Origin of the sequence: Amycolatopsis palatopharyngis, assembly GCF_003385185.1 — a bacterium.
Lineage (GTDB): Bacteria > Actinomycetota > Actinomycetes > Mycobacteriales > Pseudonocardiaceae > Amycolatopsis > Amycolatopsis palatopharyngis.
In genome coordinates this window covers 16,083-33,573 of record NZ_PQHZ01000012.1, presented here as the reverse complement: position 1 = coordinate 33,573, position 17,491 = coordinate 16,083, and the positions used below count along the sequence as shown (strand labels likewise).

17 protein-coding genes and 1 riboswitch are annotated in these 17,491 nt (G+C 68.8%); of the genes, 6 read left to right on the top strand and 11 right to left on the bottom strand.

What is annotated here, in order from left to right; genetic code table 11:
- Position 1: 1 nt before the first annotated feature.
- On the bottom strand, positions 2-670 hold the full coding sequence (gene thiE / locus D0C15_RS11795; RefSeq protein WP_116044332.1) for a thiamine phosphate synthase: 669 nt from the start codon (positions 668-670) through the stop codon (positions 2-4).
- A 32-nt stretch (positions 671-702) separates the two neighbouring features.
- Positions 703-811: riboswitch (TPP riboswitch) on the top strand.
- 9 nt (positions 812-820) lie between these two features.
- Here thiE and thiO point away from each other — a divergent pair.
- The 4 genes from thiO to D0C15_RS11775 all read left to right on the top strand — a co-directional run bounded on the left by thiO (position 821) and on the right by D0C15_RS11775 (position 3,480).
- Entirely contained in the window at positions 821-1,948 is a 1,128-nt protein-coding gene (gene thiO / locus D0C15_RS11790) for a glycine oxidase ThiO (RefSeq protein ID WP_116044330.1), read from the top strand.
- Complete coding sequence (gene thiS / locus D0C15_RS11785) at positions 1,945-2,145, top strand: sulfur carrier protein ThiS (RefSeq protein WP_116044072.1); 201 nt, start codon at positions 1,945-1,947, stop codon at positions 2,143-2,145. The genes thiO and thiS overlap by 4 nt, the downstream gene beginning before the upstream one ends.
- A 1-nt stretch (position 2,146) precedes the next feature.
- Positions 2,147-2,929, top strand: coding sequence for a thiazole synthase (thiG, locus tag D0C15_RS11780; protein WP_116044070.1), 783 nt, complete (start codon positions 2,147-2,149; stop codon positions 2,927-2,929).
- A 113-nt stretch (positions 2,930-3,042) separates the two neighbouring features.
- Positions 3,043-3,480 carry a MarR family winged helix-turn-helix transcriptional regulator gene (locus D0C15_RS11775; RefSeq protein ID WP_116044068.1) on the top strand — a complete coding sequence of 146 codons (438 nt, stop codon included), beginning with the start codon at positions 3,043-3,045 and terminating at the stop codon, positions 3,478-3,480.
- Between the two features lie 138 nt (positions 3,481-3,618).
- Here the strand turns inward: D0C15_RS11775 and D0C15_RS11770 are convergent, their stop codons facing one another.
- The 7 genes from D0C15_RS11770 to D0C15_RS11740 form a co-directional block, all read right to left on the bottom strand.
- Positions 3,619-4,686: an IS110 family RNA-guided transposase gene (locus tag D0C15_RS11770; protein WP_116044066.1), complete on the bottom strand. Its 1,068-nt coding sequence runs from the start codon at positions 4,684-4,686 to the stop codon at positions 3,619-3,621.
- 311 nt (positions 4,687-4,997) lie between these two features.
- The gene (locus D0C15_RS11765) at positions 4,998-5,807 is read right to left on the bottom strand and encodes an ion transporter (protein WP_116044329.1); all 810 of its coding nucleotides are present in this window, start codon (positions 5,805-5,807) and stop codon (positions 4,998-5,000) included.
- A gap of 43 nt (positions 5,808-5,850) precedes the next feature.
- Complete coding sequence (gene thiD / locus D0C15_RS11760; RefSeq protein WP_116044063.1) at positions 5,851-6,771, bottom strand: bifunctional hydroxymethylpyrimidine kinase/phosphomethylpyrimidine kinase; 921 nt, start codon at positions 6,769-6,771, stop codon at positions 5,851-5,853.
- A gap of 62 nt (positions 6,772-6,833) precedes the next feature.
- Complete coding sequence (gene thiD / locus D0C15_RS11755) at positions 6,834-7,664, bottom strand: bifunctional hydroxymethylpyrimidine kinase/phosphomethylpyrimidine kinase (protein ID WP_116044061.1); 831 nt, start codon at positions 7,662-7,664, stop codon at positions 6,834-6,836.
- Positions 7,661-9,322 carry a phosphomethylpyrimidine synthase ThiC gene (thiC, locus tag D0C15_RS11750; protein ID WP_162830039.1) on the bottom strand — a complete coding sequence of 554 codons (1,662 nt, stop codon included), beginning with the start codon at positions 9,320-9,322 and terminating at the stop codon, positions 7,661-7,663. The genes thiD (D0C15_RS11755) and thiC overlap by 4 nt, the downstream gene beginning before the upstream one ends.
- A 249-nt stretch (positions 9,323-9,571) precedes the next feature.
- Complete coding sequence (locus D0C15_RS11745; RefSeq protein WP_116044057.1) at positions 9,572-11,248, bottom strand: APC family permease; 1,677 nt, start codon at positions 11,246-11,248, stop codon at positions 9,572-9,574.
- 154 nt (positions 11,249-11,402) lie between these two features.
- On the bottom strand, positions 11,403-11,969 hold the full coding sequence (locus tag D0C15_RS11740) for a peptide deformylase (RefSeq protein WP_116044326.1): 567 nt from the start codon (positions 11,967-11,969) through the stop codon (positions 11,403-11,405).
- A 229-nt stretch (positions 11,970-12,198) separates the two neighbouring features.
- On the opposite strand from D0C15_RS11740, the gene napA reads away from it, so the two are divergent.
- The gene (napA, locus tag D0C15_RS11735; protein ID WP_116044055.1) at positions 12,199-12,549 is read left to right on the top strand and encodes a nucleoid-associated protein NapA; all 351 of its coding nucleotides are present in this window, start codon (positions 12,199-12,201) and stop codon (positions 12,547-12,549) included.
- Positions 12,546-13,250, top strand: a complete 705-nt coding sequence (locus D0C15_RS11730; protein ID WP_116044053.1) for a LytR C-terminal domain-containing protein — start codon at positions 12,546-12,548, stop codon at positions 13,248-13,250. Before napA ends, D0C15_RS11730 begins: the two co-directional genes overlap by 4 nt.
- 16 nt (positions 13,251-13,266) lie before the next feature.
- Here D0C15_RS11730 and D0C15_RS11725 read toward each other — a convergent pair whose 3' ends face one another.
- Genes D0C15_RS11725 through D0C15_RS11715 form a run of 3 tightly spaced genes read right to left on the bottom strand, consistent with a single transcriptional unit; the run spans position 13,267 to position 17,410 of the window.
- On the bottom strand, positions 13,267-15,588 hold the full coding sequence (locus tag D0C15_RS11725; protein WP_116044050.1) for an AAA family ATPase: 2,322 nt from the start codon (positions 15,586-15,588) through the stop codon (positions 13,267-13,269).
- Between the two features lie 55 nt (positions 15,589-15,643).
- Positions 15,644-16,633, bottom strand: a complete 990-nt coding sequence (gene pssA, locus D0C15_RS11720) for a CDP-diacylglycerol--serine O-phosphatidyltransferase (protein ID WP_116044048.1) — start codon at positions 16,631-16,633, stop codon at positions 15,644-15,646.
- A gap of 6 nt (positions 16,634-16,639) precedes the next feature.
- Positions 16,640-17,410 (bottom strand): phosphatidylserine decarboxylase, encoded by a 771-nt coding sequence (locus D0C15_RS11715; protein WP_116044046.1) that lies wholly within the window; start codon positions 17,408-17,410, stop codon positions 16,640-16,642.
- Positions 17,411-17,491: the final 81 nt, after the last annotated feature.

Genomic DNA, 17,491 nt, shown 5'->3' with positions numbered 1-17,491 from the left:
GTCAGCGGGTCAGCCTGTCCCGGAGTCCGCGTGCGGCCGCTGCCGGGTCCTCGGCCTCGGTGATCGCCCTGACCACGACCACCCGATCCGCGCCCGCGTCGAGCACCTCCGGCAGCCGCTCGTGGTCGATCCCGCCGATCGCGAACCATGGCCGCTCCTGCTCCAGCGCCGCTGTCGCGCGGACGAGGTCCAGACCCGGTGCGGTGCGGCCCGGCTTCGTCGGTGTGGGCCAGCAGGGGCCGGTGCAGAAGTAGTCCACTCCAGCCTCCTCGGCGGCGGCGCGGGCCTGTCCTGCCGAGTGGGTCGACCTGCCGATCACGACATCGTCGCCGAGGACGCGCCGGGCCAGCGACACCGGGATGTCGTCCTGCCCGAGATGCAGCACGTCGGCGTCGACCGCGAGCGCGACGTCGGCCCTGTCGTTCACCGCGAGCAGTGCCCCGTGCCGGGCGCAGGCCTGAGCCAGCACCTCGAGAGCGGCGAGTTCCTGCTTCGCTTCCAACGGGACACCGTCGGTCTTGTCCCGCAGCTGGATGATGTCCACCCCGCCCGCGAGCGCGGCTTCCGCGAACTCGGCGAGGTCTCCCCGCGAGCTGCGGGCATCGGTGCAGAGATACAACCGCGAATCGGCTAGCCGCCGTCTGATCTGGTGTCCTTCGAGCCCTGGCATGGCGTCCACCGTAGCGCTCGCGATACGGTGGGAAGCGTCCGCACGGGAGCCCGAGGCACGGGCTGAGAGGGAGCCGCGACCGCTCCGACCGTGGAACCTGATCCGGATCATGCCGGCGCAGGGAGCGTGAGTTCTTGAATGAACACAGCGATGAGTGAACGCACCGTGGAGACACCACTCGCCGTCGTCGGCGGTGGGGTCATCGGCTTGTCCGTGGCCTGGCGGGCGGCGGCAGCCGGGTTCGAGGTGACCTTGTTCGACCCGGCGCCGGGGCGTGGCGCGTCCTGGGTCGCCGGCGGCATGCTGGCGCCCGTGGCCGAGGCCTGGCCCGGCGAGGAGGACGTCCTGTGTCTCGGCGAGGAGTCGCTGCGGCGCTGGCCTGGCTTCGCCGAGGACCTGCGGGCGGAAGGTGCTGATCCCGGCCTGTCCGAAGCGGGAACCGTCGTCGCGGGTGCGGATCGCGCCGACGTCGAGCAACTGATCGTGCTCGCGCGGTACCTAGCCTCGCTCGGCCGCGAAGTGACCGTGCTCAGTGGTCGTGAACTCCGCAGAACGCAGCCCGGTCTCGGGTCGTCGCTCAGCGGCGGCCTGCTTGTGCCCGGCGATCTCGCGGTGGACAACCGAAGGCTGCTCGACGCCCTGATCGACGCCGCGACCGGCAGGGGCGTGCGATTCGAATCCACGCCCGTGACCGGCGTGGGCGGTAACGAGGTGCGCACAGGTGACTCGACCAGGGAGTTCGCGCATGTCGTACTCGCGGCGGGGGCATGGAGCTCTCGCCTGCACCCCGAACTGGCTGAGCGGGTACGGCCGCTGAAAGGCGAGATCCTGCGCCTGCGGGCCCGCAGGGCAAGCCTGCCGCCGCCACACCGCACCGTGCGGGCCGTGGTCGAGGGCAGGCCCTGCTACCTGGTGCCGCGCGAGGATGGGGAACTCGTGCTCGGCGCCACCCAGTACGAGGCCGGTTTCGATTCCACGGTGACGGCGCGGGGAGTGCGCGAACTGCTGGAGAACGCCGAGCGGGTGTTCCCGGCCGTCGCCGAGTACGAGCTGGTGGAGACCTCGGCAGGACTGCGGGCCGCGAGTGCGGACAACCTGCCCTATATCGGTGCGCTCACCGATGGCGTGCTCGCGGCCACCGGCCACCACCGCAACGGTCTGCTGCTGGCTCCGGTGACCGCCGACGCGGTGGTCGCGCTGCTGACCGGCGTCGAGCCACCTGCCTCTGCGGTGGCCGCACATCCGGACCGGACGCGAGAGAAGGAGGGTTCCGCGTGAGAGCGCAGGTCAACGGGACCGAACACGAGTTCGCCGACGGCAGCACCCTGACCGAGGTGCTCGAGAAGGTCGGCGCGAATCGGCGCGGGGTCGCGGTCGCGCTCGACGGGGAGGTGGTGCGCCGCGGCAGCTGGGCCGAGGCCGTCGTGCCTCCCGGCGCGCACATCGAGATTCTTACAGCTGTGCAAGGAGGTTGAGATGGCTGGAGAAGTAGTCACCGACGGCAGCGACGACCTGCTGATGATCGGGGAGCACAAGCTGCGGTCCCGGTTGATCATCGGCACCGGCGGCGCGGGGAACCTGGCCGTGCTGGAAAAGGCCCTGGTCGCCTCGGGGACCGAGCTCACGACCGTGGCGCTGCGGCGGGCCGATGCCGAGGGCGGGTCAGGTGTGCTGGAGCTGCTGCGGCGGCTCGGCATCCGGCTGCTGCCGAACACGGCGGGGTGTCGCAGTGCCGCCGAGGCCGTACTGACGGCACAGCTGGCGCGGGAGGCGCTGGAGACCGACCTGATCAAGCTCGAGGTGCATGCCGACGAACGCACGTTGCTGCCCGATCCGGTGGAGACACTCGACGCCGCCGAACAACTCGTCGCCGACGGGTTCACCGTGCTGGTGTACACCAACGACGATCCGGTGCTCGCGCTTCGCCTCGAGGAGGCAGGGTGCGCCGCGGTCATGCCGCTGGGGGCGCCGATTGGCACCGGACTGGGCATCCGCAACCCGCACAACATCGAGCTGATCGTCTCCCGCGCGGGCGTGCCGGTGGTGCTCGACGCGGGCATCGGCACGGCCTCGGACGCGGCGCTGGCGATGGAGCTGGGTTGCGACGCCGTCCTGTTGTCCACGGCGGTGACCAGGGCACAGGATCCGGAGCGGATGGCGTTCGCGATGCGGTCGGCCGTCACGGGCGGAAGGCTTGCCAGGGCGGCGGGGCGCATTCCGCAACGGTTCTGGGCGCATGCGTCGAGTCCGCCACGCTGACCCGCGTCACTCTTTCGAAGGCAAAGCGCGCCCGGCCCGTATGGTGGACCGAAATTTCTCCCGTTCGTGCCAGGCACGGACCAACGACGCGCAAACATTCGAAGGAGCGCAAGGTGACCACGTCGCCCTCACAGGACGTCCCCGGCAGGTTGTTTCTCGCCGTGGGCAGGCTCTCGCGCTCGCTACGGCAGGCGGGAACGCCCGGGCCGGGGCATGGTGCCATCTCCGCGCTGGCCACGCTCGTGAACTTCGGGCAGTTGCGGCTCGGTGACCTCGCGGCCAAGGAGGGGGTGGCGGCCGCGACGATGTCGCGCATCGTCGCGGCACTGGTCGAGGCGGGCTACGTCCGGCGCGAGTCCGATCCGCTCGACCGGCGCGCCTGGCTGGCCACGGCCACCGAGGAGGGCGAACGACTGGTGTCCGGGGTGCGCTCCACGCGGGTGCAGGAACTGGGCAAGCGAATCGACCGCCTTTCCCCGGAACACCGCGAAGCCCTCGAATCCGCACTCCCGGCACTGGAGGCCCTCCTCGCCGACGAGGAGAAGACCTGACAGCCGTCCCCGACCCCCTTGGTGCGTCTGCAAGTACGCCCAAGCAAGATCAACACGTGCGCTAAGTGCTACCGAGTCAGAGGGTGCGGCGCCGTGGGTTGGGGGTAGTTAACGACGTAGTTGACGCTTCTATGTGTGTCAAGGGTGTGGTGTGGGGGTCATGGTGTTGGTGAGGGTGCGGTAGAGCTGTCGGGTGATGTAGCGCTTGAGGCAGCGGCGGATTTCGCGGGGGGTTTTGCCTTCGGCGGTGCGGCGGGTGACGTAGGCGCGGGTGGTGGGGCAGCAGCGCATGCGGGTCATGGCGATGGTGTGGATGGCGTTGTTGAGTGCTCGGTCACCGCCGCGGTTGAGGCGGTGGCGGATGGTGCGGCCGCTGCTGGCGGGGACGGGGTTGGTGCCGGCGAGTGCGGCGAAGGCGGCGTCGTTTCGGCAGCGTCCGGGGTGGGAGAAGGTGACGATGGCTTGGGCGGCGGAGACGGGGCCGATGCCGGGTTGGTGGGTGAGCCCGGGGGCGAGGTCGTTGACGATGTCGTGGAGTTGGGTGCGGTTGGTGTTCAGGTCGCGGCGGGTGGTGTGCAGGGCGTGGGCGAGGCGGCGGATCTCGGCTTGGCGGATGGTGTGTTCGCGGCTGGTGCCGGTGCTGGTGGTGCGGTGGGCCAGTGTGGTGAGGATGGTGGTGGTGAGTGTGCTGCGGGCGAGGTCGAGGTCGCTGTCGTCGCCGTCGCGCAGTAGTGCGCGCAGGCGGTTGGTTTGTGCGGTGAGGGTGGTGGTGAGGTCGGTGCGGGCGCCCAGCAGGATCCGTAGTGCTTCGCGGTCGCCGTCGGCGCGGGGTGTGGGCAGGCGGTCGGCGGGCAGTCGTAGCGCGGTCAGGACCGCGAGGTGGGCGTCGATGGGGTCGGATTTGCCGGTGCCGCGGCGGGTGGTGTGGGTGGGTTGTTCGCATTCGAGGACGAGGATCCCGGCTGCGGTGAGCGCGCGGGCCAGGCCGGCGCCGTAGCTGCGGGTGCCCTCGATGGATGCGGCCAGCTGGGCGCCGGGTGCGTGCTGGTCGATCCAGGCCAGCAGTTGGGCGTAGCCGGTGCTGGTGTTGGGGATCGAGCAGGTCGCGATTACCGCGCCGGTGGGTGTGGCGAGCTCGACCTGGTGGGTGTCGCGGTGGGTGTCGGCGCCGATGACGGCATCGACGATGTCTGCCAGCATGGGCATAGGCCTGGTCCCTTCCAGACTGGGTCGGTTTCGGTCGGCACCGGCCTGGGTGGGATCACCACGTGGCACATCTGTGACGGGTCACGCCCACGGCGGACAGGCTTCTGATCAGGCCAACGGGGTGGGCCAGGCCGGTGCCGGCGATCCCGGCGGACACGTCAACTGCAGGGCACGCCAGAAGCGGCCAGATCTTGCTGGAGCCACGCCGAGATCACCAGCACCAAGCCTGACAGCGACCCAGACCACAGCCGCCACCCCACACACTCACAGATCTTGCTTGGTGGTACTTGCAGGCACCCCGGCCCGGTTGCTCAGGGGTGGGGGCGTAGGGCGGCTACCTCGGCGCGGAGGGCTCGTAGTTCGGCGAGGATCTCGGCGTTGGCGACCGCCTGCTGCTCGGTCTGCTTGGCCTCCTCCTCGAGCAGGTCGTCGCGCAGCTGGTCCTCCATCGCGCTGACCACCACCGCGATGAACAGATTCAGCACGGCGAAGCTGGACACGAGGATGTAGACCACGAAGAAGATCCAGGCCATCGGGACCTGCTCCATCACGTCCTTCGCGATGTCCGGCCATGCCTCGCCGGTCATCACCTGGAACAGGGTGAACAGCGAAGTGCCGAGATCGCCGAAGTTCTCCGGCGAGACCGTGCTGAACATCTTGGTCGACATGACCCCCGCGACGAACACGATGAGCCCGAGCAGCGCCGCGATCGAGGCCATCCCGGGCACCGCGGCGAGCAGCCCGGACACGACCTTGCGCATCGAGGGGACCACGGAGATCAGCCGCAGCACGCGCAACACCCGCAGGGCGCGCAGTACCGCGAACGGCCCCGCCGCGGGAACCAGGGCGATGCCGACCACCAGCAGGTCGAACATGTTCCACGAGTCGCGGAAGAAGTTCCTCCGGTAGACGTAGAACTTCGCCAGCAGTTCCAGTACGAAGATGGCCAGCGCGCTGTAGTCCAGTGCGTGCAGCACTCCGCCGTACGCCGCAAGGATGCTGCTCGAGGTCTCCAGCGCCAGCGTGACGGCGTTGAACACGATCACCGAGATGATGAAGTTCTGGAAGCCCTTGCTCTCCACGAGCTGGCGCACCTGATCCCGATGCCGGTCGCGTGTCACCGAGTCGCCCCTCACATTCGCCGGAAACCCAAACGCGCGAATGCTATCGGTCGGACGCGGTCAGCGGGGGGTGCTGCGGGTTCCATTCCTCCGCAGCCAGCCGCCAGAACGCGGACACCGGCCCCACCTTCGCGCCCATCGGATACGAGTGCAGGACGGCGTTGCCCACGTACCACTTGCCGAACCGAGCCGCGTCCGCGACGTTCATGCCCCTGGCGAGTCCCGCCGTGAGCGCCGACGCCATCGCGTCGCCCGCCCCGTGCGTATGCGGGGTGCGCACCCTCGGGCCCGGCAACTCGGTGAACGCCCGGCCGTCGTAGAGCAGGTCGACACACTCCGGGTCCGCCGTCAGATGCCCGCTCTTCACCAGCACGGCCCGCGGCCCCATCGCGTGCAGTGCGACGGCGGCCTCCCGCATCTGGTCCCGCTCGGTGACCTCGATCCCGGTCAGCAGGCGCACCTCGTCGAGGTTCGGGGTGAGCACCGTGGCCCTCGGTAGCAACTCCGCCCGCAGCGCCTCGAGCCCGGCCGCGTCGAACAGTGGGTGGCCGTGCATCGACGCGGCCACCGGGTCGACGACGAACGGGATGTCGTGATCTCGCCCGATCCCCGCCGTGTCACAGGCCGAAGCGACCGCGTGGATGATCTCGGCGGATGCGAGCATGCCGGTCTTGGCAGCGCCGACAGGCATGTCCGCCGCGACCGCCTCGATCTGCCCGGCCACGATCCTGGCTGGAACGTCCGAGCGATCGTGTACTCCGAGCGTGTTCTGCACGGTCACGGCCGTGACGGCGACGAGACCGTGGACACCACAGGTGAGAAACGTCCGCAGATCGGCCTGCAGGCCCGCCGCTCCGCCCGAGTCCGACCCCGCGATCGTCAATGCCGCGGGTGGTGCGGTCGCGATCGGGGCGTCCGCTCCGAGGTTGCCGGGCAGGTCATCGGTGCCATTCACGCCAGTCATTTTCCCAGTGTCCCCACCAAGTCCCCGAGATGCTCGGCCAGGTGGGACGGGCAGACGGATGTTCAGTCCGGGTCGCTCCTGTCCAGCCGCCAGAACGGGGAGACCGGGCCGATGCCCTCGCCAAGGGGATACGACTCGACGACCGAACGCTCGATGAACCGCTTGCCGGTCTCCACGGCGTCCGGAACCCCGAGTCCCTTCGCGAGTGCTGCGGTGATGGCCGATGCCAGCGTGTCGCCCCCGCCGTGGGTGTGCGGGGTGTCGTGCCGCCTGCCCTTCAGCTCGACCACATGGGTTCCGTCGGAAAGGAGATCGACGCACTGCGGGTCCGAGTACAGGTGTCCACCCTTGACCAGTACCCACTGTGGACCGAAAGCCAGCAGGGCGTCTGCCGCGGCACGCTGGCTCTCCGGCCCGGTGACCTCGATACCGGTGAGCAGCCGTACCTCGTCCAGGTTCGGCGTCACCAGAGTCGCGCGCGGAAACAGTTCGGTGCGGATCGCTTCCAGCGCATCCTCGCGCAGCAATGCGTTGCCGTGCATCGAGGCGGCCACGGGGTCCACGACGAACGGGGTATCCGCGTCGCGTCCGATGCGGACCTCGTCGAGAGTTTCCCCCACGGCACCAATGATCTCCGCGGTGGCGAGCATGCCTGTCTTGGCCGCGTCGACGCCCATGTCCCCGGCGACGGCCTTGATCTGCGCCACCACGGTTTCGGTGTCGATCGCGGTGAATCCCTGCACACCAAGGGAGTTCTGCACGGTGACGGCCGTGATGGCGGTCATTCCGTGCACCCCGCAGGCGAAGAATGTGCGCAAATCAGCCTGGATGCCCGCACCACCGCCGGAATCGGATCCGGCGATGGTGAGGGCGGTCCGTGGAGTGGCCGTCATGAGTGGGCGGCCGGCTGCTCCACCACCGGCAGGTAGACCTTGTTGCCCCGCTCGCCGAACTCCTCCGACTTCTCCTTCATGCCGGCCTCGATAGCCTCCACACTGGACAGGCCATGTTCCTCGGCATACTTGCGAATGTCCTGCGTGATCCGCATGGAGCAGAACTTCGGCCCGCACATCGAGCAGAAGTGCGCGGTCTTGGCCGGTTCAGCCGGGAGGGTCTCGTCGTGGAACGCCCGCGCGGTGTCCGGGTCGAGCGAGAGATTGAACTGGTCGTTCCAGCGGAACTCGAAACGCGCCTTGGACAGTTCGTCGTCCCAGTCCTGCGCGTGCGGGTGCTCCTTGGCCAGGTCGGCGCTGTGTGCCGCGATCTTGTAGGTGATCACGCCGGTCTTCACGTCATCCCGGTTTGGCAGTCCCAGGTGTTCCTTCGGTGTCACGTAGCAGAGCATCGACGTGCCGTACCAGCCGATCTGCGCCGCCCCGATAGCCGAGGTGATGTGGTCGTAGGCAGGGGCGATGTCTGTCGCGAGTGGACCAAGCGTGTAGAACGGGGCCTCGCCGCAAAGCCGCTCCTCGAGCTCCACGTTCTCCTTGATCTTGTGCATCGGCACGTGTCCCGGGCCCTCGATCATCACCTGCACGCCGAGTTCCCTGGCGATGTGGGTGAGTTCGCCCAGCGTCTCCAGTTCGGCGAACTGGGCCCGGTCGTTGGCGTCCGCGATCGATCCGGGGCGGAGGCCGTCACCGAGGGAGAAGGTGACGTCGTAGGCCCGGAGGATCTCGCAGAGTTCGGAGAAATGCGTGTACAGGAACGATTCCTGGTGATGCGCGAGGCACCACGCGGCCATGATCGAGCCGCCGCGGGAGACGATGCCGGTGACCCGTCGCGCGGTCAGCGGGACGTACCGCAGCAGTACCCCGGCGTGCACGGTCATGTAGTCGACGCCCTGCTCGCACTGCTCGATGATCGTGTCCCGGTAGAGCTCCCAGGTGAGCTTCTCCGGCTCCCCGTCGACCTTCTCCAGTGCCTGGTAGATCGGCACCGTGCCGACCGGGACCGGCGAGTTGCGGACGATCCACTCGCGGGTCTCGTGAATCCGCTTACCGGTGGAGAGATCCATGATCGTGTCGGCGCCCCAGCGGGCCGCCCACACCATCTTGTCGACCTCTTCCTCCACCGACGACCACACGGCGGAGTTGCCCATGTTGGCGTTGACCTTCACCAGGAAGTTCTTCCCGATGATTGACGGCTCGCTCTCCGGATGCCTGCGGTTGACCGGAATCACCGCCCTGCCGGACGCGACTTCCGCGCGGACGAACTCCGGGTCCATCCGTTCCCGGGCCGCGACGAACTCCATCTCGCGGGTGACGACTCCGGCCTTCGCCCACTCCAGCTGGGTCTTGTGCTCCCTGCCGTCTATCCACCCGGTACGCATCGGGTGCAGTCCCTTGTGGACGTCGATGTCGACATCGGTATCGGTGTACGGGCCGGAGGTGTCGTACACGTCGAAATGATCGCCGTTGGACAGGTCGATGCGGCGTGCGGGAACCCGCAGGCCGGACTCGGTGTGGTGGTAGACCTTGTGTGATCCAGTGATGGGTCCGGTGGTCACGCTCGGACGAATGTCAGCAGCGTTGTTTTCCAGCGTCGTCAACGAAGATCACTCCCTACGCCGGCATTACCCGGTCAGGTTCATGCGGTCGGCGGCGCCAGATCCCGGACGGGACCAGCCACCCTCTCAGCCCGCCATGGCGCGAGCTCCCGCGGTGTGTGGTTGTTCCCTGACCATGCCATGCCGGGGGTGGTCTTGCCAAGTGAGTGTCCGCACGCGCTGGGGGCGGGAACGACGACGGCGGGCCCGGCCACCTGGACCGAGCCCGCCGTTCGGCTGAATTCTCTGTGGCTACTTGACCTCGGTCTCCAGGTCCTGCGTCGGCAGGCGCTGGATGTAGGCGGCCGCCCGCTCCGGCGAAAGCCTGCTGGCCACGCCGTAGTAGTAGATGGCGATGCTCCAGCCGAGCAGGATCAGGGCGCCGAGGCCGAGGCCGATCGGCCCGTCCCCACCGTTCAGGATCCACGGATCCGACGGGGGCTGGGTGGGATCCAGATCGCCGAGGTAGCTGACGACCATGATGCCGAGAACCCAGATGGGGAACCACAGACCGTTCTTGATGTCCAGCGGTGGAAGCTCCCGCTTCGCGGTGAAGTGATACAGGGCATAGACGATGTAGCCGAAGAGGAAGGCGACGAACATCTTCTCGTTGATCGGCCACTCGTTCCAGAAGACCAGCATGCTGGATCCGTAGAAGGCAAGGATGGGCAGCAGGTCACCGAACGGCAGCCGGAACGGGCGGTCCTGGTCGGGCAGTTGCCTGCGCAGTGCGCCGACGACGACGGAACCAGGGCCGAACGACACCGCGAACGCGGCGGTGATGAAACCGATGAAGAGCTGCCAACCGGGGAACGGCAGGAAGAAGATGCAACCCACGACGAAACCGAGGATGACCGCGGACCACGGAATGCCCCGGCTGTTCAGCTTCTCCAGCCAGCCAGGAGCGTTTCCGTTGCGCGCGTTGGCGTAGGCCAGCCGAGTGGTGACGCCCGCGTAGATGAGGCCGGTGTCAGCGGGTGAGACGACGGCGTCGACCCGCAGGAGGATGGCCAGCCAGGTAGCGCCGAGGACCACGGCCAGCCCGGCCAGTGGACCGGCGGAGTCGGCGAAGTCCAGTTCGGACCAGCCGTTGCCGAGAAGCTCGGCCGGCAGGCCGGTGATGAAGGCGATCTGCAGCGCGATGTAGATGACCGCGCAGATGATGATCGACCAGATGATGGCGAACGGTACGTTCTTCTGCGGGTTGTCCGTTTCCGCGGCGTACTCGACGGCGTTGCGGAAGCCGAGATAGGCGAATGCCACACCGGCCGCCGGAATCGCGGTCAGCACCGCGCCGAAGCCCTCTGGGGCGAAACCGTGCTGGGTCAGGTTGCCCGGGTTGAACTCCAGGCCGAGGAACATCACCACGACCAGGGCGAGGACGGCGAGCTTCCACCACACCAGCACGTTGTTGAACTGGGCGAACAGTTTCACGCCCATGACGTTGATCAGGCTGTAGACGAACATCAGGGCGACCGAGACCACGATCCCCCAGCCGGTGAGCACGGGCACGCCGTCGGCCTCGGTCATCAACCAGGGAATGTAGGGGTCCGCGTACTGCGTTGTGGCCAGCACCTCCGCGGGGGTCACCGTCGCCGCGGCGAGCCAGCTCAGCCAGCCGACGCTGTAGCCGGTGAAGGAGCCGAAGGCGTAGTGCGGGAATCGGACGATGCCGCCCGCGACCGGAAACATCGCGCCGAGTTCGGCGTAGACGAGCCCGATCACCATGACGATGACGGCGCCGATCACCCACGACAAGATCGCGGCAGGACCCGCGATCTGGGATGCGTAGAGCGCGCCGAACAGCCAACCCGATCCGATGATCGCACCGACACCGGTGAACAGCAGTCCGATCTTGCCGACGTCTCGTCGCAAGCCCGTATCGAGCGCGACCTCCACCTTTCGCGGAGTCTCGGCAGGTGCGGCCATGAGTGCTGATCCTTCCTCGTGGACCTTTACGCACCGGTCCACTCAGGATCGCTGATCGGCACCGGTGCCTGAACGCGGTGCGCCAGGCTAGTAGCCCGATTCGGATCGATCTACCTGAGGGATAAGAGTTGTCTGCTCTGTCCCTTTTGGCCTTTTAGGGTTCGATGTTCGCGGACTCCGGTAGCCAGCTGTTGCCCGGTACGCCCCACTTGTTGCGCTTGAGCATTCGCTTCGCCTCGCGGGCGTGCCTGCCGACAAGCCGGTCGAGGTAGATGTAGCCGTCCAGATGATCGGTCTCGTGTTGCAGGCAGCGGGCGAAGTACCCGGTGCCCTCGACCTCGATCGGTTGTCCCTCGAGGTCGACGCCGGTGACCTTCGCCCAGCTCGCCCTGCCGGTCGGATAGGACTCGCCGGGGGCGGACAGGCAGCCCTCCCAGTCGTCGTCCGGGTCCGGCATCGTCTCGGGCGCTCCCGAGGTCTCCAGGCGCGGGTTCACCACGAGGCCCTTGTGCCGGTTGCCCTCGTCGTCAGGGCAGTCGTAGACGAAGACGCGCAGATCGATGCCGATCTGGTTCGCGGCGAGCCCGACGCCCTCCGCTGCGTACATCGTCTCGAACATGTCCTCGGTGAGGGTGCGCAGCTCCTCGTCGAAACCGGTCACCTCGCGGGTGGGGTTGTGCAGGACTGGGTCACCGGCGATGCGGATGGCGTGGACGGTCACGCGGCGCATTTTAGTCAGACCCCTCTGATAGACCTGAGCCGAACCTGCAACTGGGGATCATCCGAGTACCGAACCCGTCCGAACGCCCTGACTACTGCACAGAAGAGCTTGTGACGCGCCGTGTGTGATGACGGCGCACACACTGCTGCCCGTGATCTAATGGCCTCGCGGGAATCACAGCTGTGTGATTCGAGCACGCTCGCCTACGAATCGGATTGCGAGGAGCCAGATGGACGCTGCGGAGTCGACGGCCCGACAGGACCAGCCGTCCCCGTCCGCGCCGTCCGCGCCGTCAGGGGCTGCCACGCCGGCCACCGGTGCGGCCGAGGGCCTCACTCCCCGTGAGCAGGAAGTGCTGGCGTTCGAGCGTCAGTGGTGGAAGTACGCGGGCGCGAAGGAGCAGGCCATCCGCGAGATCTTCGCGATGTCCTCCACCCGCTACTACCAGATTCTCAACCAGCTCATGGACAAGCAGGAAGCGATGCGTGCCGATCCGATGCTGGTCAAGCGATTGCGGAAGATGCGTGCCAGCCGCCAGCGCACCCGTGCGGCACGCCGGTTGGGGATCGAGCTGTCATGAGTTTCGGTGGAGTGTCCCGTCCGGCCCGCGCGGCGGGAGTCGGCCTGCTCGCGGTCGCGGCCGCTGCGGCCGTTATCGGCGGGGTGACCCTGTTGACCAGCGGTAACGGGGACGAGACAGCCGCGCCGCCCGCGACGTCGGTGCCCGGCTCGCCGAGCGACCCCGGCACCAGCGGGCCGGACGGTACTTCGCCGTCCAGCGGGCCAGACGGCACCAGTACACCGCCGGGAACGTCCGGGGAACCCTCCGGAACGGCGGGACCGGCACCGGGACAGCCGGGGCAGTCCGGTCAGCCGGGGCAGCCCGGTCAATCAGGTCAGCCGCAGCCAGGTCAGCCGGGTGGGCCGCCCGCGCCGGGCGGTTCCGACTCGGCCCAGGACAGGCAGGCCTCGGCCAAGTGGGTCAGCGTCCGCGTGTACAACAACAGCAACATCAAGGGCCTCGCCAGCAGGGCCGCGGAGGACCTGCGCGGGCAGGGCTGGAACGTCGGTCAGGTCGCGAACTATTCGTCGGGGATCATCCCCACCACCACGGTGTACTACCGGCCAGGTACCGACGAGGAGACCGCGGCCGACGCCCTCGCCGCGAGCTTCGGGATGCGGTCGGAGCCGCGCTTCGACGGCATCAAGGACTCCGCGCCCGGTGTGATCGTGATCGTGACCAACGACTACGGCAAGTCGAGCGGTAAGAGCGGCAAGTAACGGTGCCGCGCGCCGGTCACCGCCCCTGCGAGTAGGCCTCGAGGGCCGCGAGTTGTGCCGGGTCCAGGGACGGCCGCACGGAATCGCGGGCCGCCGCGAGGTGAGCCGCGGTGACCTCCTTCGCCTCCAGTGACTCGCGCATCGCCGTGAGTGCGGCCTCCCGGATCAGGGCAGCGCAGTCCGCTGCCGAATAGCCGTCGAGGGTGGCCGCGACGGCGTCGAGGTCGACGTCGCCGGCCAGCGGTGTGTTCCGCGAACTGGCACGCAGGATGTCGGCCCGGGCTTCCTGGTCGGGCGGCGGGACGTACACCAGTCGCTCGAGACGTCCCGGCCGAAGCAGTGCGGGATCGACCAGCTCCGGGCGGTTCGTCGCACCGAGCACGACGACTTCCCGCAGCGGTTCGACCCCGTCCAGCTCGGTGAGCAGGGCCGCCACCACGCGATCGGAGACGCCGGAGTCACCGGACTGGCCGCGGCGCGGTGCGAGGGCGTCGATCTCGTCGAGGAAGATCAGCGACGGTGCGGCATCCGCGGCCCGCCGGAACAGCTCCCGAACGGCGCGCTCGGACTCACCGACCCATTTGTCCATCAGTTCGGCGCCCTTGACGGCGAAGACGTTCAGCGCACCCGTACCGGCGAGCGCTCGCACGAGGAACGTTTTGCCGCCGCCGGGCGGACCGTAGAGCAGTACACCGCGGGGCGGAGCGACGCCGAGCCGGGCGAACGAGTCGGGGTAGCGTAGCGGCCAGAGCACCGACTCGGTCAGCGACTGCTTGACCTCGGTCATGTCGCCGACGTCGTCCAGCTTCAGCCCGCCGGTAGCCAAAGTGTCCGATGTGGACATCGAGATCGGGCGGACGGTGGCCAGCGCTTCCAGCAGATCCGCTTCGGAGATCCGGGGTTCGGCGGTGTCCCGCTGCCGGAGTGCGGCGCGCAGGGCCGCGTCCCTGCGGAGCGCGACCAGGTCCGCGGCGACGAAACCGGGCGTCCGCTCGGCGATGACCGCCAGGTCGGCCCCGTGTTCCATGGGCGCCTCGCGCAGCAGTACGGCCAGCAGTTCCGCCCGAACACGCGCATCCGGCAGCGCTATGCCGATCTCACGGTCGAGCAGATCGGCACCCCGCAGTCGCGGATCCACCGCCTCCGGATGTGCTGTGGTCGCGACCACCGCGAACCCCGGCCTGCTCATGGCCGTGCGCAGCTGTTCGAGGACGACAGTGGCGACTGGCGGCGGCTGGCTCGCCGGCAGCAGGGCGTCGATGTCGGTGAGCAGCAGCACGGTGGGCTGATCGCTTTCCTGTGCCTGGCCGATCGCCGCACGCACCTTCGCCGCTGCCGCGTCAGGGCCGAGCACGGCGACGGTCGGTGCGGTCAGCGCGACGATCCTGACGTTCTCGGCGTGGGCCACAGCACGGACCAGTGTGGACTTACCGACTCCCTCCGGTCCGGAGACCAGCACCCCGAGCCTTCCCGAAGTGCCCAGCCGGGCGAGCAGTTCCGGCCGGTGGAAGGCGAGGTCGAACCACTCGGCGAGCTTGCGGGCAGCAGGGGCGGAACCAGCGAGGTCGGCCATCGGCACCGCTTCCTCCGCGTCCTCCGCTTCCTGAGGGGCCTGAGGGGTCTGAGCGTCCTCCACGAGCTCCGCGTCTAGGATCTCCATGGCATTTTGGGTACTGGTCACCGAAGTCTGGCGTCCGCCGTCCTGCTCGGCAGGGGCGGCGGGGGCGGCGGGCCGAGCGTCCTCAGCCCGGCCCGCGCCGTCCCGCCACTGGACTACTGTGGACGGTCCGATAGCGACTGTGCCGTCCGGTTCGGTCGCGGTGACCGTCAGCAGCTCACTGGTCCAGGTCATGCCGATGGCGCCGGACAGCCTGCTGCGGGCGGTGGGCAGATCCGCACCGGGCGGGGGCGCCAGGTCCTGCGGCAACAGGGAAACCGCGTCGCCCACGGTGAGCACCTTGCCGATCAGGGCCAGCCGCAGCGTCGCCGGGGTGAGCGACGTGGAGGCCAGCCGGGACCCGGCCACTGTCACGGTTCTGGCTGAGCTGACCTCGACCGGTCCGAGCACGATCTCGGTCCCCTCGGTCACCCCGAGATTGGACATGGTGACGTCGTCGGCGAGTACGACGCCGGTCGGACCACTGGCATCGGCAGGCGCGGCCAACGCCGCACTGACCCGCGCCCCGGTCAGCCGGACCGCGTCCCAGGCCCGTAGCCCGAGCGCGTCGAGTACCTCGGGATGCAGTCGCACGACCCCGCGCCGGGAGTCCAAAGCGGATGGCGTGTGCCGGACCGTGAGCGTGATCTGCGGGGTCGAGTGCTGCTGGGAGGACGTCACCCCGCCACACTATCGTCGTCCGAGCCGTGGGTGCGGTAAAGCGCGCCCGCGCCTGTCAGTCCTGCCTGCCGCGTTGGCGCAGACCGATACGTCGCCAGCTACGTCGCCTCTGGCCGTGCTCGGCCGCGCGTCCCTGCGGCTCGGGCGGATGAGTCCGGGACACCCTGGCGACATGCTGGTCGTCGTGGCGGGGCATCCGTACGGCACGGCGGGCGGCGCCTGCCACCCTGCGGCGCAGCGGCGGTCGCAGTCCCAGCCTGCGCTGGCTGCGCGCACGCCGAATAGCCCTGCGTTCCCTTGCGGGCACGTCCCAGGCCTCCGGGTGTCCGGCAAGCCAGTGGTAGCGACGCACCGAGTAGGGAACGTGCGCGATGTACAGCACCAGAGCGGCCGCGAGTGCGATCAGCGGGTACTGGATGATCGCCGCGGCGAGCAGACCGACGCCGACGAGCAACGGTGCGACCGCCTTGGCCGGTGCCTTCACGGTCTTCAGCGACAGTGTCGGGATCCGGCTGATCAGCAGCGCCGCGATGGCTACCGTCCACACCCACACCGTGACGCCCGAGGACCACCAGCCCGCACCGAACTGCTCGGCCAGGATCAACGGGAGCAGCGCGAGCAAACCACCTGCCGGTGCGGGCACGCCGACGAAGAACTCGCTCGCGTACGGCGGCTGCTCGGTGTCGTCGAGCAGCGTGTTGAAGCGGGCCAGTCGCAGGATCATGCACACCGCGAAGATCAGCGCCGCGATCCAGCCGATCCGGTCGCCGTCGAACTGCCAGACGTAGAGGACCAGCGCGGGTGCGACGCCGAAGGAGATCGCGTCGGACAGTGAGTCGAGTTCCGCGCCCATCCTGGAGGTCGCGTCGAGCAGCCGGGCGATGCGGCCGTCGAGGCTGTCCAGTACCGCGGCGACGCCGATCGCGCCGATCGACAGCAGGTAGTCGCCGGTGAGTGCGAACTGAACCGCGGAAAGCCCGGCGCAGAGCGCGAGGACCGTGATCGCGTTCGGTAGTAACCGGACTCCTGGCGTTGTCCGCGCCATCACTGCTCAGCCCTCCGGAGTCGGCGCGGTCGGCGCGGCCTCGACCGAAGGCAGCGCGGCGAGCGGGGTCTCACCACCGATGGTGCGCTGCCCCTTGCTGACCATGACCCGGCTGCCCTCGGGGAGATAGAGATCCACCCGCGAGCCGAACCGGATCAGTCCGTAGGTATCGCCGGCCCGTACCTGCTCGCCCTCGGCGATCTCGCAGACGATCCGGCGGGCGACGAGCCCGGCGATCTGCACGACGACGAGGTCGTGACCGTCCTCGGTACGCAGGAGCACCGAGTTGCGCTCGTTGTCGTCGCTGGCCTTGTCCAGATCCGCGGAGAGGAACTTGCCGGGCCGGTAGGCGACCCGCTGCACGGTGCCGGTCGCGGGCAGGCGCTGCACGTGGACGTCGAACACCGAGAGGAAGACGCTGATCCGCATCCGCGGCGTGGCGGGCAGTCCCAGTTCGGGCGGCGGGCTGGCTTCTTCGATCAGGGACACGACGCCATCGGCGGCGGCGACGGCAAGGCCGGTGCCGGGAGGTGGTACCCGCTTCGGCTCCCGGAAGAAGAGCGCGGTCGCGGCTGTGCCGAGCGCGGCGACGCCGCCGAGGCGCTTGGAGAACTTGCGCAGTACCAGGGTCGCCGCCAGGCCGCCGAGAACGAATGGCCTGCCCGCCGGGTGCATCGGGGGCACGGCCGCGCGCGCGAGCTGCAGGGCGTGGGTGAGGCTGTTGCCAGCCGGTGCGTCGGTTGCCGGCGTGACGGGCGCTTGCGAAGCGGCGCTCATGTGATCGGGGTTCCCCGTGTTGTCGTGGTCCGAAGACGAAACTGTGCTGCCAGTGGTGGCGTGGCGACGGCGATTATCCAC